The 22420-nt window shown below is 46.4% G+C and carries 20 protein-coding genes; 10 read left to right on the top strand and 10 right to left on the bottom strand.

Annotation, left to right across the window (positions count from 1 at the left end; translation table 11 throughout):
• Positions 1-128: 128 nt before the first annotated feature.
• On the top strand, positions 129-1160 hold the full coding sequence (locus EKG39_RS15645) for a hypothetical protein (protein WP_126506794.1): 1032 nt from the start codon (positions 129-131) through the stop codon (positions 1158-1160).
• A 70-nt stretch (positions 1161-1230) separates the two neighbouring features.
• On the opposite strand, the gene EKG39_RS15650 is transcribed toward EKG39_RS15645, so the two are convergent.
• Positions 1231-2115, bottom strand: coding sequence for a pirin family protein (locus EKG39_RS15650; RefSeq protein WP_126506796.1), 885 nt, complete (start codon positions 2113-2115; stop codon positions 1231-1233).
• Positions 2116-2564: 449 nt separating this feature from the next.
• On the opposite strand from EKG39_RS15650, the gene EKG39_RS15655 reads away from it, so the two are divergent.
• Together EKG39_RS15655 and EKG39_RS15660 are read left to right on the top strand one after the other, a co-directional pair.
• Positions 2565-5471 carry an assimilatory sulfite reductase (NADPH) flavoprotein subunit gene (locus EKG39_RS15655; protein WP_185817623.1) on the top strand — a complete coding sequence of 969 codons (2907 nt, stop codon included), beginning with the start codon at positions 2565-2567 and terminating at the stop codon, positions 5469-5471.
• 89 nt (positions 5472-5560) lie between these two features.
• Entirely contained in the window at positions 5561-5761 is a 201-nt protein-coding gene (locus tag EKG39_RS15660; protein ID WP_126506800.1) for a hypothetical protein, read from the top strand.
• Positions 5762-5853: 92 nt separating this feature from the next.
• Here the strand turns inward: EKG39_RS15660 and EKG39_RS15665 are convergent, their stop codons facing one another.
• Entirely contained in the window at positions 5854-6507 is a 654-nt protein-coding gene (locus EKG39_RS15665; RefSeq protein WP_126506802.1) for a LiaF domain-containing protein, read from the bottom strand.
• Between the two features lie 382 nt (positions 6508-6889).
• Here EKG39_RS15665 and EKG39_RS15670 point away from each other — a divergent pair, with 382 nt between their 5' ends.
• Both EKG39_RS15670 and EKG39_RS15675 read left to right on the top strand, forming a co-directional pair.
• Entirely contained in the window at positions 6890-7252 is a 363-nt protein-coding gene (locus EKG39_RS15670) for a response regulator (RefSeq protein ID WP_126506804.1), read from the top strand.
• Positions 7253-7611: 359 nt separating this feature from the next.
• Positions 7612-8295 carry a hypothetical protein gene (locus EKG39_RS15675; protein WP_126506806.1) on the top strand — a complete coding sequence of 228 codons (684 nt, stop codon included), beginning with the start codon at positions 7612-7614 and terminating at the stop codon, positions 8293-8295.
• Positions 8296-8421: 126 nt separating this feature from the next.
• On the opposite strand, the gene EKG39_RS15680 is transcribed toward EKG39_RS15675, so the two are convergent.
• Genes EKG39_RS15680 through EKG39_RS15690 form a run of 3 tightly spaced genes read right to left on the bottom strand, consistent with a single transcriptional unit; the run spans position 8422 to position 10565 of the window.
• Positions 8422-9147, bottom strand: a complete 726-nt coding sequence (locus EKG39_RS15680) for an amino acid ABC transporter ATP-binding protein (protein WP_126506808.1) — start codon at positions 9145-9147, stop codon at positions 8422-8424.
• Positions 9140-9820 carry an amino acid ABC transporter permease gene (locus tag EKG39_RS15685; protein ID WP_126506810.1) on the bottom strand — a complete coding sequence of 227 codons (681 nt, stop codon included), beginning with the start codon at positions 9818-9820 and terminating at the stop codon, positions 9140-9142. The genes EKG39_RS15680 and EKG39_RS15685 overlap by 8 nt, the downstream gene beginning before the upstream one ends.
• A 7-nt stretch (positions 9821-9827) precedes the next feature.
• Positions 9828-10565: a basic amino acid ABC transporter substrate-binding protein gene (locus tag EKG39_RS15690; RefSeq protein WP_126506812.1), complete on the bottom strand. Its 738-nt coding sequence runs from the start codon at positions 10563-10565 to the stop codon at positions 9828-9830.
• Between the two features lie 504 nt (positions 10566-11069).
• Between EKG39_RS15690 and EKG39_RS15695 the strand changes: the two genes are divergently transcribed.
• Positions 11070-12320 (top strand): multiheme c-type cytochrome, encoded by a 1251-nt coding sequence (locus tag EKG39_RS15695; RefSeq protein ID WP_246028522.1) that lies wholly within the window; start codon positions 11070-11072, stop codon positions 12318-12320.
• Between the two features lie 126 nt (positions 12321-12446).
• Here the strand turns inward: EKG39_RS15695 and EKG39_RS15700 are convergent, their stop codons facing one another.
• Together EKG39_RS15700 and EKG39_RS23895 are read right to left on the bottom strand one after the other, a co-directional pair.
• Positions 12447-13613: a membrane dipeptidase gene (locus EKG39_RS15700; protein ID WP_126506814.1), complete on the bottom strand. Its 1167-nt coding sequence runs from the start codon at positions 13611-13613 to the stop codon at positions 12447-12449.
• A gap of 40 nt (positions 13614-13653) precedes the next feature.
• Positions 13654-13773 (bottom strand): SufE family protein, encoded by a 120-nt coding sequence (locus EKG39_RS23895; RefSeq protein WP_126506816.1) that lies wholly within the window; start codon positions 13771-13773, stop codon positions 13654-13656.
• A gap of 232 nt (positions 13774-14005) precedes the next feature.
• Between EKG39_RS23895 and EKG39_RS15710 the strand changes: the two genes are divergently transcribed.
• Complete coding sequence (locus EKG39_RS15710; RefSeq protein ID WP_126506818.1) at positions 14006-14236, top strand: hypothetical protein; 231 nt, start codon at positions 14006-14008, stop codon at positions 14234-14236.
• A 168-nt stretch (positions 14237-14404) separates the two neighbouring features.
• Here the strand turns inward: EKG39_RS15710 and EKG39_RS15715 are convergent, their stop codons facing one another.
• The gene (locus EKG39_RS15715) at positions 14405-15712 is read right to left on the bottom strand and encodes a hypothetical protein (protein ID WP_126506820.1); all 1308 of its coding nucleotides are present in this window, start codon (positions 15710-15712) and stop codon (positions 14405-14407) included.
• Between the two features lie 583 nt (positions 15713-16295).
• Here EKG39_RS15715 and EKG39_RS15720 point away from each other — a divergent pair.
• Positions 16296-18539: a peptidase U32 family protein gene (locus tag EKG39_RS15720; RefSeq protein ID WP_126506822.1), complete on the top strand. Its 2244-nt coding sequence runs from the start codon at positions 16296-16298 to the stop codon at positions 18537-18539.
• A gap of 164 nt (positions 18540-18703) precedes the next feature.
• On the opposite strand, the gene EKG39_RS15725 is transcribed toward EKG39_RS15720, so the two are convergent.
• On the bottom strand, positions 18704-19063 hold the full coding sequence (locus EKG39_RS15725; protein WP_185817624.1) for a TM2 domain-containing protein: 360 nt from the start codon (positions 19061-19063) through the stop codon (positions 18704-18706).
• 973 nt (positions 19064-20036) lie between these two features.
• Here EKG39_RS15725 and EKG39_RS15730 point away from each other — a divergent pair.
• Positions 20037-20576 carry a hypothetical protein gene (locus EKG39_RS15730; RefSeq protein ID WP_126506824.1) on the top strand — a complete coding sequence of 180 codons (540 nt, stop codon included), beginning with the start codon at positions 20037-20039 and terminating at the stop codon, positions 20574-20576.
• A 476-nt stretch (positions 20577-21052) separates the two neighbouring features.
• Here EKG39_RS15730 and EKG39_RS23430 read toward each other — a convergent pair whose 3' ends face one another.
• Entirely contained in the window at positions 21053-21223 is a 171-nt protein-coding gene (locus tag EKG39_RS23430; protein WP_185817625.1) for a hypothetical protein, read from the bottom strand.
• Between the two features lie 121 nt (positions 21224-21344).
• On the opposite strand from EKG39_RS23430, the gene EKG39_RS15735 reads away from it, so the two are divergent.
• A complete protein-coding gene (locus EKG39_RS15735; protein WP_126506826.1) occupies positions 21345-22265 on the top strand; it encodes a helix-turn-helix transcriptional regulator in 921 nt (306 codons plus the stop codon).
• The last annotated feature ends 155 nt before the right edge of the window (positions 22266-22420 follow it).

Raw genomic sequence — 22420 nt, forward strand, 5'->3', positions numbered from 1 at the left:
CAAGGCACCCATAACGAAGGTGATATAAAAGTGGGTGTCTTCCGGATTTTTAACGCAGATGCTTTGATACAATAGCTACTCTTAGATTATGATGTTCCGGGTACCCTTAGACCATGATAAGGATGTTAATGTCTGCCAACTGCGTGTATCGCTTCTCAATCTTATCTCTGCTTTTGTTACTCGTTAACCCTATGGTAACGGCCGATGTTTATGGAGCCGAACAAGGTGCTGCCAGTATTAATGTGAGTATTAATGTGAGTACTAATGTGAGTACTAATGTGAGTACTAATGTGAGTACTAATGTTAGTGCTAATGTTAGTGCTATTAATGTGAGTACCGTTGCGGGCGCTGCAGAGAATGCTCCGGTAATTGTCCGATACAATGTAGCTTCTGAGAATATCGATGCAAAGCAGAACTATTACCTCGCCGTGCTTAAATTAGCGTTACAGAAGAGTGAGGCAGAGTTCGGCCCTTTTCTGCTCGAACCTGTCTTTGTCGAGACGCTTCAGGGACGCAGGATAAAACTCGTTGCCGATGAGCAGTTAATTGATGTGATATGGACCATGACATCGCGACAGCGCGAGCAAGAATTAAACGCAATCTATATCCCCATAATGAAAGGTTTGATGGGGTATCGAATAGCATTAATACGAAAGGGTGAGCAAGAACGTTTCGATAAGATCAATACCTTGCCCGAGTTACAGCAATTAACCTGGGGACAGGGGCTGGATTGGCCCGATAGCGATATTCTCGAATCTCAAGGCTTTTCTGTGATGAGAGGCAAGAGCAGCAGCCTGATAGATATGTTATCCAGGGGGCGCTTCGATGCCTTTCCACGGGCACTGCATGAACCCTGGGATGAGGTAAAGGGGCTCGAAGATATTTTGATTGAAAAATCGCTATTAATTAAATACTCGGCGCCCATCTATTTTTTCGTCAATAAGCACAATGAGCAGCTTGCGCGTCGTATCGAGTCGGGGCTCGAGCTGGCCATCGAAGACGGCAGTTTCGACAGGCTCTTCTACAGTCACCCCACCACGGCAGATGTATTACAGCGGGCCAATCTCAAAAGTCGTAAAGTTTTTGAGATCGATAATCCAAACCTCTCTCGCAGGAGCCGTGAGTTACTGAATAATAGAGCGCTCTGGCTTTATGAGTGATTGCCGGATAACGGATGCCCCGAATGTACCGGAGCATCTTGTGCTTAATGAAGGGTTATACCGATTTGAATTATAGTGGGATCTGGCCGAAACGCCCCCCTTGGTAGTCTTCGACAGCCTGCTTTATTTCGGCCTGAGTGTTCATTACAAATGGCCCCATGTGGACAATCTTCTCTTTGATAGGTTGTCCGGCAAGCAGTAACAGACCTGCGCCATCTGCTCCAGCCTTAAGTTCCAGTAACTCCTGACTATCAAGGATCAAATATTGGCCTGCAGCGTAACTTTTATCTATGTGCTTATGGGAGTCCTGGTCATGGTGACTCTTGTCGATAAGGGTTCCCTCGTAGAGATAGAGACCGACAAATTCATGCCTGCCCAGTTGTAGCTCGGCCACTGCATCGGGGCTTAACATCAGATCCGCAATTGCGGCTTTACCTGCCAGATCCTGTATCGGAGCGCTGATACTGGTTTGCCCTGCAAAGGCCCAGTTACCGGCCAGCGCCCTTAATACCGCACCCTTGTCATTCGTTGATTCAGGGTTCGTGGTGTTACTGCTGTCTTCATATCTGGCCGGGCGCATCTTCTGATTAGCGGGCATATTCACCCAAATTTGAAAACCATGCAGCCCCTCATCGGCATCGGCTAATGGCATTTCAGAATGGATAACCCCGCTTCCTGTACTCATCCACTGCACATCTTTAGCCCGAATCGCCTTGACATTACCCAGCTGATCTCTGTGCTCAAAGCCCCCCTTACGAATATAGGTAAAGGTTTCGATGCCGCGGTGCGGGTGAGGCGGGAAGCCACCGATAAAATCTTGCTTATCGTCGGATTTTATCTCATCCAGCATCAGGAATGGATCGAATTTGGTATTGTCAAAATCTGCCACCCGGCGAATATTCACCCCATCGCCATCCATCGCGGGTCTGGCGGGAAATTGATTTATGACTCTCATGAAATACTCCTCAATGTGGCCCGCAGCTAACTCTAAAAAGCTGACGGGCGAGCTAATGAGTCACAGCTTAACAATTAAAGTATCGAACAAATATCGCGTAAATGTGCGCATATCATTCGATTAAATAGAAGTCATTAGGGTGAATATGCTCGCCATTATATGAGAGGCGTGAGGCACATATGGGGGGAGATATGGAGCATTTACAACAACTATTACTTTTTAAAGTAAAGAGAGTCCAATCTTCATTTGAGCCCGTTCTTCAGGCCTTCAGTCAGCGAAAAAACTCTTCCCTCTGCGCTTCCGACATCACACCGTCCATATAAAAAGACAAAATCACTGCAGTAAGTCATAGCAATGTTATCCGATAAAATGCAAGTGTGAACTGGCTTACAGACGACTCCTATTATCTTAATTACCCTTCACTGATGAACAAACAAACAACATATTTCATGAAAAAGAACTTAGGCCTCCACCTCGAGAAACTGTGGCTCTTGTTTGCATGGAGCACCTTGATTTTAGCCTTTATCATAGGTCACATAGCGGCGAAGCCCGACTATCTGACCATGGCTAAGACCCATTTTGCCAACTTCAATTTGGTTCCCTCCAAAGACTATACCAGCCTGCCTGTGGTATTTGTGCCCGGTGAGGGCAGCAAGAATAGCCAGAGCAACACCTCGGCTGCTCATGCGAGGGGGAATGCGGGCGAGGCCGTGGTCATCGCTGCCGGCACCGGCTATGGCGGGCCGTTTGTACTGGGTGTGAGAGCCCAGAAAGGGGAAAACTCCGCCCGTATCAAAGAGGTGGTGGTGCTGTCGCATAAAGAGACTCCCGCATACCTGCAAAAGCTGATTAATAACAACTTCTTCAGGCAGTTTATCAATAAATCTGTCACCGATGACTTTCTGTTAGAGGAGGATGTCGACGGCATCTCCGGCGCGACAGTGTCATCTAAAGGTTTCACCAAGGCGATAGCCGAGGCCCTGCACAAAGGGGCTCAAAGTCATCTGGGATACGAGAAGACCTGGAAAGAGGTTGAGTGGTCGCCTGGGCTCAATGAAGCCCTGATGGTCGCCCTGTTCCTGATGGTGCTGGTGGTCGTATATGCGCCGAGGAATATAGCCAAACCATTTAAAATTATTCTGCCCTTTGCCAGCCTGGCCTTCGTCGGTTTTTATGTCAATGCCTCGATCAGCCTGGGTACGTTAGCCGGCATAGTCATGGGCTATGTGCCCGAGTTCAGGCAGTATCCTATCTGGTGGATCATCGTCGGTGGTGTGTTGGGCGGTATTATACTGCTGGGGCGCAACCTCTATTGTGGTTACCTCTGTCCCTTCAGCGTGATCCAGGATCTGCTGCAAAAAGTCAGTGGCATCAAGCTGGCCCTGCGTCCGGGAATGGCCAGAAACGCCAGACGCGTCATCTATGGACTGAGCTGGTTCGCGCTTATCTTGATCTTCCTGTCACGCCACCCGGCCTTAGGCTCCTATGAACCTTTCGGCATGATGTTTTCACTGCAGGGGATGGGCATTCAATGGTACATCTTACCCTTCAGCCTGCTGGGCTCATTTTTCGTGCCTCAGTTCTGGTGTCGCCTGTTCTGCCCTGTGGGTCTGTATCTGTCAGAGGCTGTGCGTCTGCAGCACGCCACGGTCAGCACTGTAGGCAACATCTTAGTGAAAAATGTCACCAATGATTCGTCAAATCAAGCTGAGGCTTACTCTAAGGCGACCGATACCCTTACTGTCTTGTTTGCATCTCAAACCGGTAACTCCAAACATTTGGCTTATCAGTTAAAAGCGAGTTGTGATGCCAATGGTTTGCCGGTGCGTATACAGTCTATGGCCGATTACAATACCGATAATCTGCAGCGCGAAAGCCACCTGATTATCGTGACCAGTACCTATGGTGAGGGTGAGCCACCGGAGAGTGCCGAAGGTTTCTATCACACCCTCTTCGCTGACGATGCGCCGCAACTACCCGATCTTTCCTATTCGGTACTGGCTCTGGGTGATACCGGTTATCGCTTCTTCTGTAAGACAGGGATAGATTTCGACCAGCGTCTGACCGAGCTGGGTGCACAGCGCCTTCATGAGCGGGCGGAGTGTGATGTCGACTATGATGCTGTGGCAGATGCATGGATAACCTCTGTTATTAAGGTGCTGCAACATAGGCTGGAAGCCAGCTGTGCCAATGCCGTAATGCCGACCGAATCGACCGGGGCGGAGCAGGCGTACTACAACAAGGCGCGTCCGTTCCCGGCCCGCTTGCTAGCTAATGACGCGCTTGCATCCGATACCTGTGGAAAAGATTTCCGTCATATAGTGCTGTCACTGGAGGGCTCGGAGATCCAATACCAGCCGGGAGATCTACTCAGCGTCTGGTTTAAAAATGATGAGACTGAGGTCGCCTCACTGCTGGCCAGCCTGTCTATCCCGGCTGATACTGAGGTTGAGGTAGACGGCAGCATCAAGACCATAGAGCGGGCACTGATTGAGAACTATGAGCTGACCCAGTGTCATCCCGGCTTTATCGAAAAATATGCGGCTCTGAGTCAACAAGCCGAGCTGCTCGATTTAGTGGTCGACAGTGACGGGATGCGTGACTACGCCCGTCGTCATCAGATCTTCGAGCTGGTACGTCAGTATCCGACCTGGCTCACGGCTGAGCAGTTACTGCCGGTTCTTCGCAGATTGACGCCAAGGAAATACTCAATCTCCTCCAGTCAGTCGGAAGTGGGTGAAGAGGTTCACCTGACCATAGCCGTGGTTGAATATGAGTCCATTCATGGTGGCGAAGGTCACCGATATGTGGGCGGAGCCAGCGGCTACCTGTGTCAGCGATTGGCACTGGACGCCGAGGTGAAGGTGTTCGTCGAGGAAAATGAACACTTCCGTCTGCCCGAGAACAGCGATGCGTCTGTGATCATGGTCGGTCCCGGTACTGGCGTCGCGCCGTTCAGGGCATTCATACAGCAGCGCTCCGCGCAAAATCATGCAGGTAAGAGCTGGTTGTTCTTCGGAAACCGCAATGAAGGGCTCGATTACCTCTACCGGGATGAGTGGAAACAGCATCTGCAAAGCGGCGCATTGACCCGCATGGATCTTGCTTTCTCACGGGATCAGCAACAGAAAATCTATGTTCAGCATCGTATCGAGCAACAGGGCGCGGAGTTTTATGCCTGGCTTGAGCAGGGCGCGTTTATCTACATCTGTGGCGATGTCACACACATGGCCGTCGATGTAGAGCGGGCGATTGTGCAGGTCATCGAGCTCCATGGAGAGTTCTCCCTTGATGAGGCCCAACAATATTTCGAGCGCCTGAAACATGAGAAACGCCTGTTGAAAGACGTCTACTAACGGACTTGTCTTAATGGGCGTCTATTAACGGACGCCTATTAATTAAGGTTCAGACACAGCAATAACAGATAACATATGAGGCACCGATTTTGAGTCAATCAAACAATACGGGTCATGAACAGAGCGGCAATAAGATAAGCACATTCGAAACTAAAATGAGTTTCGGTTTGGGGATTATCACCCTGCTGCTCATCTTTGGTTATTTCTATGAATCATTTCAGGAGGTTCAACGTCAGGAGGTGATCGTTATCGCCATCGACAGAATTGAAGCCGCTTCAGAGACTAAGTAAAGCCGTTAACAGTCATCTCCCCGACATCGGCCCATAAGGATATGGGCTCGATGTCACCCCTGTCTTGCTGATACCAGCTTTGTAGTGGCGCACTAGCGCGATTTCATATCGAACGCACTCTTCAGATTATTGGCAAACTCGATAAACTTCTCTTTGATGGTGCGCTTTATCGAAACATCGAGTGAACCCAAAATAACCTTACCTTCGATGGTGATGACAGGGGCCTGGCGGTTAGCCAGCGATGGTGCCCGATTCTCTATGCTGCTGACAATGCCGTAGCTCTTGCAAATCACATTGATCCCTTCCGGAACGTAGATGACTGCGCCGCCCAGAACACAATGTAATTTAATGGTGACATGCTGGTGCTGAAATATGGCGTCGCTGAAGTCCAGCGTCGACTCACCTAAAATATTGCGCAGATTAATCACCTTAGGTACCTGCCATTGTCCGCTGCGCTCATTATTACCCAGAACTGAGGTTAAAGTGAGCTCTTCATCCAGGGTTTTATTCGAGTAGCCGGGAGTAAATTGATGCTCTTTCTTGTTGTTATAGTCGGTGTCTGCTTTTAAGGAGAGGTCGGCAACCAACTCGAGGATCTCCCGATGGGAGGAGGAGCTCATCGCATCGTCGAGCCGGCGCTCGAAGGCCTCAGCCGAGATGACACCATGGCTATAGTTGACGATCAACTGATCGATTACCTCTTCACGTACTTGTTCAATGGGACGGTCTTCAAGGATCACATCCATGCTTTCACTCCTATGACTTAAGTTATTTTAGCTGGTATATCGCTAAATGAAATCGAACTGAGTGAAAAACAAGCAAATTTTAAGCCAATAAAATTAGCTTTTAAAAACATAGGATTAAACTTTTACGATTTTTGAAGGTCGTAGCATTAACCGATAATTAGCGAAAACTGACAGATAAAATCGCTTAAGTCAGCTTATGTACATGTTAGATGAGTAAGCTGTATGAGCTTGTTATAAACGGCATCAATTTAGATGAGATTGACACCTGTCGATTCTGATAGTTACTCATCTGGATTTTGGCAAATAGGCCCCGATTAGCAGGTATCTTTTATCCTGAATTTGGATACAATGTAAGCAACAGTGATAGTTTGGAGAGGGTAAAATGGACAAAAGTAAAATCCTGATAATTGATGATGATCCTGTTTGTACCGGGGTATTACTCGCGATTTTAGGTGACGATTATGATGTAACGACCGCCAACTCCGGCAGTGGTGGCATCGATATATTAAGTTCACAGACACCCGACCTTATCCTGCTCGATATCACCATGCCGGAAGTGAATGGTTATCAAGTCCTTAAGTTCCTCCAGGAAGACCCGTCGCGCATCGATATCCCCGTGGTGGTTATCAGCACCTTAGTCGAGAGTTCAGACAAAGAGTTCGCAATCAAACTGGGCGCCGACGACTACATTAACAAACCTATCATGCCAAATGTGATACAGGATAAACTCGAAAAGTATCTCTGATAATCCTCAGCTTTGTCTTTGGCGAACGGCAAAGTTGAAAACGTTCTACTTGTTAGCCTTTGCTGGGGCTAGTCTTGGCAGGGGGAACTTGACTGTTTATTGTTAAGTTAACCCTGGATTGAGCTCATTGCTTGTACCTATGTACTCCTCTCCCTCTCTCTTTTACCTCCAAGTTACTCACTTAGTTATTTGTGTACTCTTCAGCCCGATAAATTATGAGTAACCTGATGACTTTGGATGTAACATACTCTTAACACGTTTTTATAGCGTACACTTTACTGGTGAGTGCCATAAAAAACCGTTTTAGTATCGTTAGTTGATGGCGTTATCAACTAACGTCGTTTAAAAGGAGTTTCCCTATGAAAGCCTCTGAATTTGTAAAAGCATTACTCGTATCGACCTCACTGATGATGATTGCCCCTGGCGCAATGGCCGAGCCGCCCACTAAGTCTGAGAAGGCTGAGAAGAAGGCTGAAAAAAAGGCAATGAAGGAGCAGAAAAAGAGTGAGAAAGAGGCACGCAAAGCTGCTGAGAAACGTGAGCGTGAAGCGAGAAAGGATGCCAAGGAGTATGATCGTGAGGCTCGTAAAGATGCAGAAAAGCGACAGCGTGAAGCGAGGAAGGATGCCAAGGAGTATGACCGTGAGGCTCGTAAAGATGCAGAAAAGCGACAGCGTGAAGCGAGGAAGGATGCCAAGGAGTATGACCGTGAGGCTCGCAAAGCGGCAGATAAACGTGAGCGTGAAGCGAGGAGGGATGCTAAGGAGTATGACCTTGAGGCTCGCTTAGAAGCTGAGGAGCGTCAGCGCGAAGCGAGAAAGGATAATAAAGAGTACGACCGTGATGTTCGCAAGGACGCCGAGGAGCGCGAAGCGAGAAAGGATGCCAGAGAGTATGAGAATGAGGCGCGTAAAGATGCAGAGGAGCGCCAGCGTGAGGCTCGGTTAGAGGCTGAAGAGCGTCAGCGTGAAGCTAAGGAAAAGGCTAAAGAGCGCAAAGAAAAGGAGTGTAAGAAAAACGAAGAGTGTGAAGAATTCCTCTGATATTCTCGCGGACAGATTTAACAGCTCCCCTTCTGTTATGGTTCGATAGAAGGGGAGGCCGCTAACCGGTTTACCTAAAAGCTTTCACCTAAGCACTCTCAGCTCAACACTCTCACCTAAGCACCTTTACCTCAGCACTTTGCTTAAGAAGGCCTGAGTTCTCGCCTCTTTCGGCGCACTGAACAGGGCCTCGGGCTCGCTGTTTTCTACGATAACGCCGCCATCCATAAATATGACCCTGTCAGACACATCCCGCGCAAAGCCCATCTCGTGGGTCACTATCACCATGGTCATCCCTTTGTGAGCGAGGGATTTCATCACATCGAGTACATCGCCAACCATCTCGGGATCCAAAGCAGATGTGGGCTCATCGAACAGCATCAGTTCTGGTTTCATCGCCAGGGCTCGGGCGATGGCGACCCGCTGTTTCTGTCCGCCGGACAGGCTGGACGGGTAGGCATCGGCCTTATCTTTCAATCCTACCTGCTCGAGTAAGGCTTCGGCTTCAACATCGGCCTCTTTCGGAGTCATCAGCTTAAGCTGTACCGGAGCGAGGGTGATGTTCTGCTTAACCGTTTTATGGGGAAAAAGGTTAAAATTTTGAAACACCATTCCCACCTTCTGCCTTAGCTTATCGATGCAGGCATCGGGCGCCGTGATAGATTGACCATCGATAAGAATATCCCCCTGAGTCGGTTGCTCAAGCAGATTAATGCAACGCAGGAAGGTGCTCTTGCCACTGCCCGATGGGCCTATCACACTGACTACCTCGCCATGGTTTATCTGTTCATCGATCCCCTTCAGTACTTGGTTATCGCCAAAGCTCTTATGTAAATTATTTATCTTAATCACTTTGCTTTAACCTCGTTTCAAATTTCGACAGCAGTAGGGTGAAGCTATATGTCAGTAGCAGGTAGATCAGCGCACAGGTAAATAGCGGCACACTGTCTTCGAAGGTGCGGCTACGAATGATCTCGCCGGCGCGCATCAGGTCGACGCCGCCGATAAAGCCTATCACCGCCGTCTCCTTCAGCAATACGATAAATTCGTTACCCAGAGAGGGGAGAATGTTCTTAATCGCCTGAGGAAGAATGACCTCCTTCATGGTTGCCCCGTGGGACAGCCCTAAGGATCGTGCGGCCTCCATCTGGCCCTTATCGACCGCCTGGATCCCGGCGCGAATGATCTCTGAAATATAGGCACCGCTATTGAGGCCGAAGGCGATAATGGCGGCGGTGATCTTATCGACATCGAATGCGGCCAATACAATAAAGTAAAGGATCACTAACTGTACAACTACCGGTGTTCCACGAATAACGCTGACATAGAGGTTAGCCGGCCAACGCAGATACCACTTAGGTGACATCTTCATCAGGGTGGTCGTCACCCCCAATATTGATCCCATTATCATGGCAAAGAAGGTCACAATCAGGGTAACTTTAAGGCCATTTAAGATGAGGTAGATACCGATTAAGCCATCTTCCCCGATAGGGGTAAACAGTGAAGCGTTAATTGCATCAATCATTATCGACTCACTTCATGTGCTTGTTGACGAGGGCGTCATAGCCACCGTTTTGTTTCATCGCATTCAAGGTGCTATTGATGCTGTGCAGCAACTCAACTTTATCCTTGGCGACAGCAAAGCCATAAAACTCGGGCTCGAATTCCAGTTCGACCATTTTAAGTCCTGGGTTCTTATCCAGAAAGCTGGCCGCAGGCTCACTGTCAAACAGCACCAGATCAACCTTAGCGTTTTTAAGCTCCATGATGGCCTCAAAACCTGTGTTGAATGCGGTGACCTGCTGGCTGAAAGTTTTGGCCATGATATCGCCGGTGGAACCCAGCTGAACCGCAATATGCTTTCCCTTTAGGTCATCGACACTCTTGATGCTGGTGCTATCTTTTTTGACCAAGACCACCTGCGTCGCTTCATAGTAAGGCTCTGAAAAGTTAACGCTCGCCTGACGCTCTGGCGTAATCGTCATGCCGGAGGCGATCAGGTCAACCTTGCCCGCATTGAGCGCTACGATCAGTGAATCAAACTTCATGTTTTCAACTTTAAGCGTCTTGCCGGCATCCTTGGCGATCTGACGGGCTAAATCGATATCGAAGCCTTTTATCTCATCGCCGCTCACCCCACCGACATATTCAAAAGGTGGGAACGAAGCATTAGTGCCCACTACAAGCACGTCATCACTCTTACCGCATCCGGTTAACATCAATACGCCTGCTAAACCTAAGCTCCCCAAACACAACATCGACTTCTTCATCTTTAACTCTCATCACCAAAATACTCAACTGGCAACGACTATAAGCTGATATAAAACGAAGTCAATAATTATGCGTAAAAAATGATTATAAATTCAATTCTGGTGGATTGAATGCTCAATAAATAAACGGCTTGGCGTGTTTGCAACTGCCATTTAACAAGTTGTTGAGCTGTTTGGGTTGTTGATGTTGAGCGAGTTCTACAGTAGCGAAAGGTGAATAATTAGTTACTCTGATAAGTGATAAGTGATAAGTGATAAGTGATAAGTGGCAAGATGAAAGCAAGCGATCGTCGGTAATTAAGTAGTGCTACCGCATACCTATAATTGCAAAACTTATGGCTCCGCAGCCTTTTTGCACCTCACCTCGCACACTATTCACTATATCCAGTTCAACGCCACCTCATTAAATATGAAAATTCTCAATAATTTCAGAATGAAACTGGCGCGTCGGGGATGGCTGACTATACTTTTTGTCACTATAACCACATAAAAAAGGCGGATATGATGAGGGGATTGTTAATTTCACTGATGTTACTGCTGTGCGCGCCACTTTACGCAGCCGATAAATGCGTGTCATGCCACCAGGAGGTCACGCCCAATGCCGTTAAGGATTGGCAACTGAGCCGCCATAGCGAGAATGATGTGAGCTGCGATACCTGTCATGAGGGCGATCACTCATCGGCTAAGGATGTAGACAACTTGGTCACAATCACTGCCGACACCTGTGGTGGTTGCCATGGCGATCGCCTGGAGCAGTTCTCTAAGGGCAAACATGCCCTGGCGTGGGCCGCGGTTAACGCCATGCCTACTACCCATGCACAACCTATGGCACTGAATCAGGGGATGAAGGGCTGTACCGGCTGTCATAAGTTGGGTATAAAAACCGATGCCGAAATCGCCAAACTTAAGGAGCAGGGCAGTAAGTTCGGCCATGCCTCCTGCGATGCCTGTCATACAAGGCACACCTTCTCGGTTAAAGAGGCGCAGCAACCTCAGGCCTGTCAGACATGTCATATGGGCTTCGACCATCCGCAATGGGAGATGTGGTCATCGTCTAAGCATGGTGTGCGCTATCTGCTAAAGCAAAACGGTGTATTGCCAGAAGGCACACCGGCGCCAACCTGTCAGACCTGCCATATGGTCGATGGCGACCATGAAGTGCGCACCGCCTGGGGCTTTCTGGCGGTAAGACTGCCACTACCCGAAGATGATGAGCAGTGGAAAGCCGATCAGATAACCATCTTACAGGCATTGGGCGTGCTCGATCCTAAAGGCCAGCCAACAGGACGACTCGACGTGGTCAAGGCTGCCGATGTCGCCCGCCTGGACAAGGCCTCCTTCGACAAGGAACGCAACAAGATGCTGGCCGTCTGCGGCGACTGTCACTCAGCGAACTTTGCCCGTAACGAACTGGAAAATGCAGATAAGCTTATCCGAGATCTTGACCATCTGCTGGCACAAGCTATTCGTATCATCACGGGGCTATACCAGGACGGTATCATAGCTAAGCCCGAGGGCTACGCCCATGCCTTCCCGGATCTGCTAACCTTCCAGGATGCACCGACCACTATCGAGCAAACTCTGTTTGAAATGCACCTCAAACATCGCATGCGCGGCTTCCAGGGCGCATTCCATGCCAACCCCGACTATGCCCTCTGGTATGGTTGGAGTGAGATGGTGAGAGATCTGCAGGAGATAAAAGAGAAAGCGAAAGAGATGCGAGCGGCCCACGGTAAGTCGGCCTCGGCTCACTAACTTTGTTCTACTGTGCAGATAGCGGTGTAAATCGCTGAGCAAACAACAAAACGCCTGTCAGACCCGACAGGCGTTTTTTCTTGTTTTATATATTCCAGTTAATTTCAGCCCCGCGATTGCTGTAACTTATACCAATACATTTTTAAGTACCCGTTGCCAGTTGGCGCCCAGGATGCGGTCTCTGTCTGTGGATTTGTAGCGTGCTTTGGCCAGCGCATCGTCGATGCGGCTCATGCGGTCGATATCGTTGAGCTCGGGGATCACGACATGTGTGGGTTCGTGCTCAAATCCCAATACACTCTTTTCAGCTAAACTGTGCCACCAAGGCAGGTATTCCTTGATGCCTTCGGCATTATTGTTGCTAAGTGCCAGCAGGTTTTTCTGGCCACGCAGTGGAAAGTCATTGGCGATGACGGCACAATCTATGCCGCCGATGCGGGCGACTCTGTCGAGTTGTTTCACGTAATCTTTAATGGTCGGCAGCGGATTATTGGTCAACCAAAAACTCATCATAAACACCCCGAATACACCGCCGCTGTCACCGATAGCGCGGATGACTTCATCGGGTGAGCAACGGGCATTGTTAACGATAGAGCGAACGGCGCCGTGGCTTTGTACAACCGGGCTGTTACTGGCCTTTATGGTATCCAGCGCAGTCTGAGGGCTCGAATGGCTGACATCGATGAGGATGTTGCGCTGGTTAAGTGCCGCGATCAATTGGTGGCCATCTGCTGTTAACGGTTTATTTAGCCCTTGTTGACCATCATTATCTAATGCGCCGCCGGCAAAGCGGTTGCCGTAGTGGTGCGTCAGTTGTAGTACCCGTAAACCTTGCTGGTGAAATTGTTCCAGATGTTGCCATGAGTTGGCATCGCTATCGGCTTCAACGCAATCGGCGCCCTGAATTTGAAAATAGACCGCGGTGCGCGCTTGCTCAACGGCCAGTTCGATGTCCTGGCCGGTCAGCCCCGGCATTAATATGCTTGGGTTGGCGCTAACGACTTGGTTCGCCTCTTTAATGCTTTTCATACAGGCGTCATAGGTACGCTTATAGTTCAGGGTGCCGTCGGCCTGCTCGATGGTTTCAATGGCTGAAATGTCGCAAAGGTAGGCATCGAGCTTGGAGGCGCGAATATCTGCCAGGTTTTCAGGAAGAAAAGAGAGACCATCGATATAAAGGCGCTTCTTGGCGGCTGCAAATGCAGGCGAAATCCCCAGCGGGCTTAATAATGAGGCGGCGGCTAACCCTTTAAGCACTTTTCGGCGGGTGTGATTGCAAGTCTTGTTGGTCATGGTGTTTCCCTTAGTACTTGCTATCAACATTTATGCTTGATTAGCTATAGGCGTGATAAAAATGTTTATCATCAATTAGTTCATGGTACAGCCATGCCTGGCTTTCGCAACCTTTTACTTGGGTATTTGACGGGTTAAATTGCTCATCGATTGCAGGCACTGTTTACCCAGCAAAGATGATTTGGCGGTCTTTCTCTTGCCTGTAGTTGGTGTTTTCTATCTGACAGCAAATGGTAAGCATAAGGTAAATATGGCCAGCCTCAATTAAAGGCAAAAGGGCAACACCCATAGCCCATCGAAGTCACGGTTGGCGAGTGCCGCTGGAATGGGGAATTTAGTTTAGCTATTCTTAAATTGCATGCTATAAAGAGCTGATGGATAAGCTGAAATAGATGGATTTAAAAAATATGAAAACATGGATTAGTTACCTCTTACTCTTTGTTGCGTTGCAGATTAGCGGCTGTTCAACAAAGAGCGTGCTCGAAACTGGTGTCACGCTAGGAACAGAAACTATCGAAGCAAGCCAGCGAAGAAACGAAAGAAGCAACCGGGATTCTGGTGATGTTGAAATCCGTACTGAAGATGTGATTAATGGCACGATAAAAACGATTCTAAAAGAATAGTGGGCAAGTCGTTCAGATGGGCTCTGAAAGTTTGCTCTGGCCCTACTTATCAAACATCAAAGAGGTAGCAGGCTTATTTTTCTTGCCTCCAACAAGCATCAATTCAGATAACTCGCCGGAGGCATACGATCAAATACGTATTTCGGTTTAATTAATAAACACTAAACCTTAATATTCAATATTTATTGAAATAACTTCAGCTACATAATTATCGAAATATGCGGGGCGTAAATAGCCGTGACTTCTAGACTCTTTCGCCCACATGCTACGAAGTTCATCTATATTGCCGGGCTTGTTATAACCAAAAGTGAAAAGCGAAAACTCTTCAATTTGTTCATATAAATCGTCTTCTATAGCTCTAGGTAATTTAAAATCTGGGATAACGCCAGTAAGAGCCCCTGTGACTTGCCATACCATATTTGCGCTCTTGATCGAGAGAGTTAATGCTTGATAACCAGGATCAAGATTACTGAAGTCGTAGCTCGTGGAGGAGCCGGCATTGGCCAGTGTTGAATTTAATCGTTCTAACAGCTCTGCTTCGTTTGTCGGAGTGAATAGTTCATAGTGTGAAGCTGGATCTTCGATGCGATATCTTCGGTAGGCGGAGTAATCGACATTACCTGGCTCAACATACCCAAAGCTGATATCCCGATAGGCTTGTATAAAGCTATCCTGATTTAGCCCAGGTACGCTATATACAGCATTGCCCGCTGGTTCAAATGATCTGTGGCGCCTTCCTTCGACACTATTTGCATAGGACTGTACATGATCAATACCGTAGGTGCCCGCCGAATAGTTAACTCTCGTGGCTTGATTATTAGGCTCATTGAGTATGTCAGCAGACACTGCAAATGATGTATTCATAGGATCGATTTTTATCAATGCGCCAAACGCTTCATCATTAACATTGTCTTTCGGGCGCAACATGATATCTAGCGGCGTATAGTCTTCCTGTGCAACTCTGCATGCCTCGTAGGTATAGGGGGATTTAGTATCTTGGTTACGGTAACCGATCCAAAGCTGATGGTTTGGGTAAGCGGCCCCTAAATCACTAAAATCAACGGTGATATCCTGGCAATTACAATGGGTATCTAGCGCCTGAGAGTAGTTTTTTTGTATGCCAATATCACCCGTGGTAAATTCCATTAGGGTATCAATCGAATAATGACCATCTGTTTCAACGACAGTCGTTAGGTGCTTGGCATCGCCGCCCCAAGGGATATCAAATTTTCCCTGAGCATCGACCTGATGTTGACTCAATACCGAACCATCACCACGCTGGACGACAACAGTCACGTTTGTTTGTGGCTCAGTATATTCACACTTATTGGCAACCTGTTGAAACTCACCGATGGCGCGTCCTGTAGGCTCAGGTACGTTACCCCCACCAGAACTGCCTTCATCACTTGAGCTACCACCACAGGCTGATAGCAGTGCACCCGATAAAAGGATCGGAGTCCATTTCTTTAACTTCATACGTCTTCCCTGAAAAACTGATTAAATGATTATTTCCTAAATTGATGAACTACATTATTGTTACTCAATTTGGTTGTTTAGGTTAGCATTGTGTGTTTTTGCAAGGAAGGAAAGTTGAGCAATTATCAATTAAATATCAAAAGATATGGTTTAAAGCATCATGGATAGTTAAAACTTCTGTATGAGATAAAAATTACAGCGTTATATTACTCAGTACTTATTATTTTTCCTGCCCTGCATTTTAAGTTATCTAAATTTTTGTTATTTAATGCGAAAATCAATGCCCCATGGAGGGGGGAGTGAGTGTGGGACCATCTAAGTTGTCGAAATAAAAAACACAAAAGATATTTAAATAGAAAAACTTACAACATAACTGGCTGATACAAATCAATGAACCTCCCGAAATCAGTGTCTATCCTCTATAAAAATTTAGATTAGAACATCTACAGTGCTCAAGTTGTTCAAGTGGGATCAGGCTCCATTTATTCCTGACCATTACAACAGTAAATCCTAATTTATGCTTAAGCTTGTGGTAGGATCCCCGCCGGAAATTTAACTAAGCAATGAAATGGGTAATGTCGCGATGAGTAGAAAAATTGAATTATTGGCACCGGGTGGGGATGTCGATGCGATAAAAGCTGCGATTGTTGCCGGTGCAAACGCCGTCTACTGTGGCCTGGATACATTCAATGCCCGTAACCGGGCGACTAACCTCTCATTCGATGACTTAATGGGGATCATCGGGCTCGCACACCAATATCAGTGTGAAGTCTTCCTCACCATGAATATCGTGATCCTGGAGCACGAGGTCACGGGCTTAGTTAAGCTGCTCAATCAAATCGTTAATATCGGCATCGATGGCATTATCGTGCAGGACTTGGGGATATTTAATCTGGTTAAACACCATTTTCCCAGCTTAGCCGTGCACGCATCTACCCAGCTCACCACCCACAATTCGGGGCAAATACGCTTTCTGGCCAAAATTGGCGCTACCCGAGCCAACTTGTCGCGGGAATTAAACCTGGGAGAGATTAAGAGCCTCACCACACTCGCCCATGAGCATGATGTGCTTACCGAGGTCTTTGTTCATGGCGCGCTGTGTATCGCCTTCTCGGGCCAGTGTTATTCGAGCTCGGTCAGCGTCGGCAACTCGGGCAACCGCGGTCGATGCAGCCAAGCCTGCCGCGATGAATATGAGATCACCAATGCGGGCAACCGGTTCCCATTGAACCTCAAAGATAACTCGGCCTATTTCGACCTGCCGGAACTGGTCGACGCCGGCGTCGACTCACTGAAGATCGAGGGGCGCATTAAAGGCGCACAATATGTCCATACCGTGGTGGATAGCTGGCGCCAGCAGATAGATAAATTTGTCGAAACCGGCCAGTTGCTATCCGACAACACCAACCTTTATAAGGTCTTTAACCGTGATTTCACTAACTCCTTCCTGAAGGGCGATCTCACCAAGAAGATGTTTATCGATAACCCCCGCGATAACAGCTTTCAGCATGCCAACGATAAACATAACGCCATCTCTGTGGTGCAGATCCAGGCCGTGCAAAAAGACCTTTCCGAAGAGAAAAATGCCATCGGCGCTCAGGTCGTCGAAAAAATTAAGCACTTAAGCATCGCCAAAGAGCCACTAACCATCCGCTTCAGCGGACAGGCCGGCAAGCCGCTAACGGTCGATGTCACCACTGGCAAGCACGCATTTTGCGTGCAATCTGAGATGCCGCTTATCGCATCCGAGCAAGCGTCGGTCGATCAAAGCGCCATCGAAAAGCGCTTCAAGAGCCTGCAACAGGGCAAATACGCCTTGCAAGCATTCGACTTCAGCGGCCTCGATGCCGGCCTCAACATGCCGTTTAAGGAGCTGACCCGAATTAAAAAGCAGGTCGCCTTTGTGTTGAATGATTCGGTCAAAGTGATCCCGCCGGTTACCCTGCCTAAGCTGACAAAACATCGCAAGCTGACCGACACGCCCACGTTATCGATATTGATAAGCGATGAGAAAGACCTGCACCTTGCTGATGTCACCGATGCCGACATCTACTTTAAATTGCCGGAAAGCTTTAAGAAAAACTGCACTAAGTACATCGATATCTTGTTAAGAAATCCAAGGCTTATCCCCTGGTTTCCCGCGGTTCTCATCGGCAAAGACTATCTCGAAGCGGTCAAAATTCTTGAGCAAGTTAAGCCTGCGCGAATCGTCAGCAATAACACCGGGGTGGCATACAAGGCGTATGAGATGGGCATCAGCTGGATAGCCGGGCCTTTTCTCAATACGACCAACTCCTATGCGCTACTGACCCTGCAGGAGGAGCTCAATTGTGCCGGGGCGTTTATCTCTAACGAGATCAACCAAAACCAGATCAGAAATATTGCACGGCCGGATAACTTTAAGTTGTTATACAGCATCTACCATCCCATCCTGATGATGACCAGCAGACAGTGTTTCTTCCAACAGACCGTCGGCTGCAACAAGCCCGCTATCGAAGATGGCTGTATGCTCAAGTGTGAAAAAGCCACCACCATCACCAATGTGAAAGGGATCTCTTTCGCCGTCGACAAGCAAAAAGGCGGTTACCCCAGCATCTATAACCATGAACAGTTCTTGAATATGGATGTCATCGATGATTTCTCACACCTGTTCGATGAGTTCTTTATCGACCTGACTAACATAGGCTCGGGCTCAAAGGCGGAATTAGATAAGGCGCAGTTAATCCATCACTTTGAAAACCTAATCAAGGGTGACACTGATGCCAAGGCGCAGCTCGATGCCATGGTAACGGTATCGACCCACGCCCAATACAGCCAAGGGCTGTGATCTTTGGATAAGGATAAGCCGGTAAGTGAGTTGGTGAATTGCTGAATAAGTAGCTAACTAGATAACTAGCTAAATAGGTAGGGTCAGAGGTAAAAGGTTACTCTGACTCTACTTACTTGTTTTAAATAGAGGGCAAATGGCATATTTTGCTAAACATCACTGGCTTAAACGTATTGGTGGGCCACTCTACGATAGTATCGTTGTTCAAAGTTAAATGAGCTCATCTTCATGGTGCGAATCGCATCGACCCAGCCAATAATCATTGGTACCAGAGTCCAGCTGAACCCCAGGTACAAACAGCCCATTCCGTATTGACCCAAATAGAACTTATGTACGCCTAAGATGCCGAATAAAAAACCAAACCATATGGCGAGTTTTTGATTTTTAATGCGAATGTTCGGGTCGACTCCCGCTAAAGCCTCTAACCCTTGCGCAGTATGACATTGTGGGCAGATAACCAAACTCGGATCGAGCTTTTGGCTGCACTCAATACATTCAGAGCGCGGGCAATCACTATTTTTCATTGCAGACTCCAGTTGTCATACGTTAAAAATATTGCTGATTACTTATTATGTGTACAAGTGTGCGCTGAAATACAGGTGCACAGTTCACAAAAATAAAATAAACCAGAGTAAAAGGTCTAAACGTGACATCAGTAAAGGCAGGACTGCGATCTCCAAAGCCACTCATCAGCCACTCCACTGTCTCTATTCTGTCACTCCAGCAGTGCCTGACAGGGGGCTATGATGGAAAGGTGAGCCCGTGAAGGTAGTGACGTTAATGAAGGTAGTGAAGCTTGTAGGGAAAATGAGAAAAAACAATAAAAGCAGAACAGATGTATCTTTCTGTTGCTCTCGACAATTTTGATGCTGCTTTGACGCAGCTTCTATACCGTTATTAATAAGAGCCATCCAGCCCCAACCCGCATTCAGCTGTTTTTTCGATTTAGTATTAGCTTTTGCATTAGCTTTTGCATTAGTTATGGCTTAACTAATTGTTATCTTTAGCAAGAATTAAGTTACATTAACAAAAAGCGATGGACAGATTATGTACTCTGCGGTATGTTTGCAGATGCAAAAATGAGCGCGTAAAAACTGAGCGCGATAGCGTGTAAAAGAAAGCGTAAATAGCACAACAAGGATGAACCCCAAAGCTTCCACAGCTTTGGCGGAACTCACATCAGGAAGATGGCTAACACTATCACTAAGATTAGGATATCAACTCTCTTTTTCTAACAAAGAGTCAGCGCCACACTTAAGATGCTTTTAGGTTAAGCCTTTGATATAAATCAATAAATTTCCAGATGCCGGTTCCCATCCTCTATAAAAGGTTTAGATTAGAAATAGGTGGAGTTTCTGTTTTTTGTCCTTTTTCAGGTACGACATAGACTTAGAGGGAAAAGTGATTAACTCTAAGCTTTTGTTTTGGATAAGAAATGGTAGTTCTGATTTTTAAGTTTCGCACACACTCTATAGGTATATATACAAGGAAAATAGTATGTCGTATGCAAGTGAATTTAGCGAAATTATTGAATGTTTGAAAAACAATGAAAGCCTTAAGGTGAAAATTCTTGAACTGATAGAGTCTGAGCCTATACCCGGTAAGGTTATTGAAGGTGAAGGTAGATTAGAGGCTCTAAGAATTATCCTCGCTGATTTTTTCAATGGCAAATGGACAGTCGAGGAATCTATTCAAGAAGTTGAGTTTAGGCTTCCTCGTAATTACAGTCCTCATGAAAATAATAATCGAGTTTTTCCACAAGGATGGGCTGAGCGATTATTAAGAACAAACATTAGCTGCTTTTATAATCAAGCTGTTTTGATGAGGATTATAGAGTCTGGGAGTTCTGAATGTTATGTAGACCATAGTTCAGCTGAAAGTGCTGATTCTAACTGTTCAAAGAATTTAGCTGGTCGTACTCATGATGCTTCAATGTTATTAGATAGATTGCTAAAAGCATATAGGGAAGGTCATTGGAATAAGGATGTAAAAATCCCTGACCATCCTCACTGTACTCATACCGTTCAACCTGTATAGATTAAGTCTAACAATGATGGGGGTTGCTACTTTTTGCAGTAGTTCCCCTGTCTTTTGCACAACATTTATCATGTGCCATGGTTGTTCTCCCTATAATCTACACAGTGTAGCTACAAACAATTACATTAATAAAAAAAGCCCCGTACAACGGGGCTTTGATAACTAACGCGGTAAAGAACGAAAGTGACTACATACGTACTCTAACTGGCCAGCTCTGCGTCGAGTATACGCGCAAACATGTACCACTTTTTGGCTATGATTCATGATCAATATCCCCAAAAAAAATGTAAAGGGGGATTCCAGCTATTGAGATAAACGCGTTAGACAGGTACGATGTATGTGTAAAACAAATACCCAAGTCTATTGCGGGCTTGAACCCCTTAGTGTAGAGCCTTAGTTTTATCTGTTGGCGCAGATAAAATTATTTTATCTCACTTGGTAAAAAGGCACTTTTAGCTATTGCTGAAAGTGCCTTTTTACTTTTCCTTTCTCACCCCCTTGAAAGGGGTGCCATCTTGCTTCACATCCATAAAGCGGCCTGTATTTGCATCACGCTTGATCCAATGCCCAGAAGATGTCTGGGTTTGGGAGCGTTCTTTTACCATACCATGTCGGCGGTTGTCGCCTGATTTACCATTCGTAGCCATTACAATATTCCTCTGGTGGTTGACTAATGACTATAATACCCGCTCAATTTGAGTTGGTCAACTGGCAAAAGTGACTCGCTTGTGCGATACTATAATTAAAAAGGACTCTAGAGAAAATATCATGAATAATATTAAAGACTTACCGATAAATATTTATGAGAGGCTTGAGTATTTAGAATTTATGCTGAGGTTTAGAGGTTGGTTTTCAAGGCTAGACTTAAAAGATAGGTTTGGCATTAGCGATGCGGCAGCAACGAGAGATATAAGTCATTATAGAAAATCAGCAAAGAATAAGGATGAAGAAGATCTAAATGTTACGTTTAACCAAGTAACAAAAAAATATGAAATAAAAGATGATACTTTCTTTCCTTTATTCGATATATCTATAAATCATGCTTTATCAAAAATTAGAAACCCCAAAATATGTGAAGCGTTAGATATGGGGGAGTGTAACGGTGTTTTAGCATTTCCAAGGTTGAGTATTCCGAAATTAGATGATTTATCTAATATAACCAGAGCAATTTCAAATGAACATACTTTAAAAGTAGATTATCACTCAGTTGGAAATGGTCATTCAACAAAAAAACTACTTCCACATTCTATTTTTGACAATGGAATACATTGGTATATGAGAGCTTATGATCTTGAAAAAGAGAAGTTTAGAAGTTATGCGCTGACTAGGATTGTTGCGAGTAAGATAATAATTTCAGATGAAATAAAAGCAAATAAAAGTAGCAAAAGTAGAGACGAAAGCTGGAATAGAATTGTTAATTTAGAGATTGTACCTCACCCTAATAGAAAAAATGTTAAAAACCCCGAAACCATTGCACTAGATTTTAATATGGAAAATGGTGTTTTAAAACTTCCAGTAAGAGCGGCTGTTGCAGGTTTTTGGTTAGCAATGTGGACTATAGACTGTACTAAAGATCATTCGCTTGAAGGCTATCAATATCAACTTTGGTTAAGAAACCATGATTCACTATACGATGTTGATAGTAGGTCTATTGCACCAGGATTATCTGACTATAACAAAAATGACTAGCAATATGACCATGTCCTCTTTGTGATAAATAGGCTCAGAGTCTGTGGGATCCCCACGAATTTAATAGCATGCTTGTGGATCCCTGACTAAATCCAGTAGTGACTGTATCGCAGCTTGCCAATGCGCCTTTACTAACCTCAACTTCTTATCCTTGT

This window comes from Shewanella atlantica, from assembly GCF_003966265.1.
In the GTDB taxonomy this organism is placed as follows: domain Bacteria; phylum Pseudomonadota; class Gammaproteobacteria; order Enterobacterales; family Shewanellaceae; genus Shewanella; species Shewanella atlantica.

Excerpts from the sequence above, each read along its gene's own strand:
- EKG39_RS23430 (WP_185817625.1), bottom strand. The coding sequence starts at position 21,223 with ATGGCTACGAATGGTAAATCAGGCGACAACCGCCGACATGGTATGGTA.
- EKG39_RS15700 (WP_126506814.1), bottom strand. The coding sequence starts at position 13,613 with ATGACCAACAAGACTTGCAATCACACCCGCCGAAAAGTGCTTAAAGGG.
- EKG39_RS15690 (WP_126506812.1), bottom strand. The coding sequence starts at position 10,565 with ATGAAGAAGTCGATGTTGTGTTTGGGGAGCTTAGGTTTAGCAGGCGTA.
- EKG39_RS15655 (WP_185817623.1), top strand. The coding sequence starts at position 2,565 with ATGAAAAAGAACTTAGGCCTCCACCTCGAGAAACTGTGGCTCTTGTTT.
- EKG39_RS15675 (WP_126506806.1), top strand. The coding sequence starts at position 7,612 with ATGAAAGCCTCTGAATTTGTAAAAGCATTACTCGTATCGACCTCACTG.
- EKG39_RS15695 (WP_246028522.1), top strand. The coding sequence starts at position 11,070 with ATGAGGGGATTGTTAATTTCACTGATGTTACTGCTGTGCGCGCCACTT.
- EKG39_RS15720 (WP_126506822.1), top strand. The coding sequence starts at position 16,296 with ATGAGTAGAAAAATTGAATTATTGGCACCGGGTGGGGATGTCGATGCG.
- EKG39_RS15670 (WP_126506804.1), top strand. The coding sequence starts at position 6,890 with ATGGACAAAAGTAAAATCCTGATAATTGATGATGATCCTGTTTGTACC.
- EKG39_RS15650 (WP_126506796.1), bottom strand. The coding sequence starts at position 2,115 with ATGAGAGTCATAAATCAATTTCCCGCCAGACCCGCGATGGATGGCGAT.
- EKG39_RS15710 (WP_126506818.1), top strand. The coding sequence starts at position 14,006 with ATGGATTTAAAAAATATGAAAACATGGATTAGTTACCTCTTACTCTTT.
- EKG39_RS15645 (WP_126506794.1), top strand. The coding sequence starts at position 129 with ATGTCTGCCAACTGCGTGTATCGCTTCTCAATCTTATCTCTGCTTTTG.
- EKG39_RS15735 (WP_126506826.1), top strand. The coding sequence starts at position 21,345 with ATGAATAATATTAAAGACTTACCGATAAATATTTATGAGAGGCTTGAG.
- EKG39_RS15730 (WP_126506824.1), top strand. The coding sequence starts at position 20,037 with ATGTCGTATGCAAGTGAATTTAGCGAAATTATTGAATGTTTGAAAAAC.
- EKG39_RS15665 (WP_126506802.1), bottom strand. The coding sequence starts at position 6,507 with ATGGATGTGATCCTTGAAGACCGTCCCATTGAACAAGTACGTGAAGAG.
- EKG39_RS15725 (WP_185817624.1), bottom strand. The coding sequence starts at position 19,063 with ATGAAAAATAGTGATTGCCCGCGCTCTGAATGTATTGAGTGCAGCCAA.
- EKG39_RS15715 (WP_126506820.1), bottom strand. The coding sequence starts at position 15,712 with ATGAAGTTAAAGAAATGGACTCCGATCCTTTTATCGGGTGCACTGCTA.
- EKG39_RS15685 (WP_126506810.1), bottom strand. The coding sequence starts at position 9,820 with ATGATTGATGCAATTAACGCTTCACTGTTTACCCCTATCGGGGAAGAT.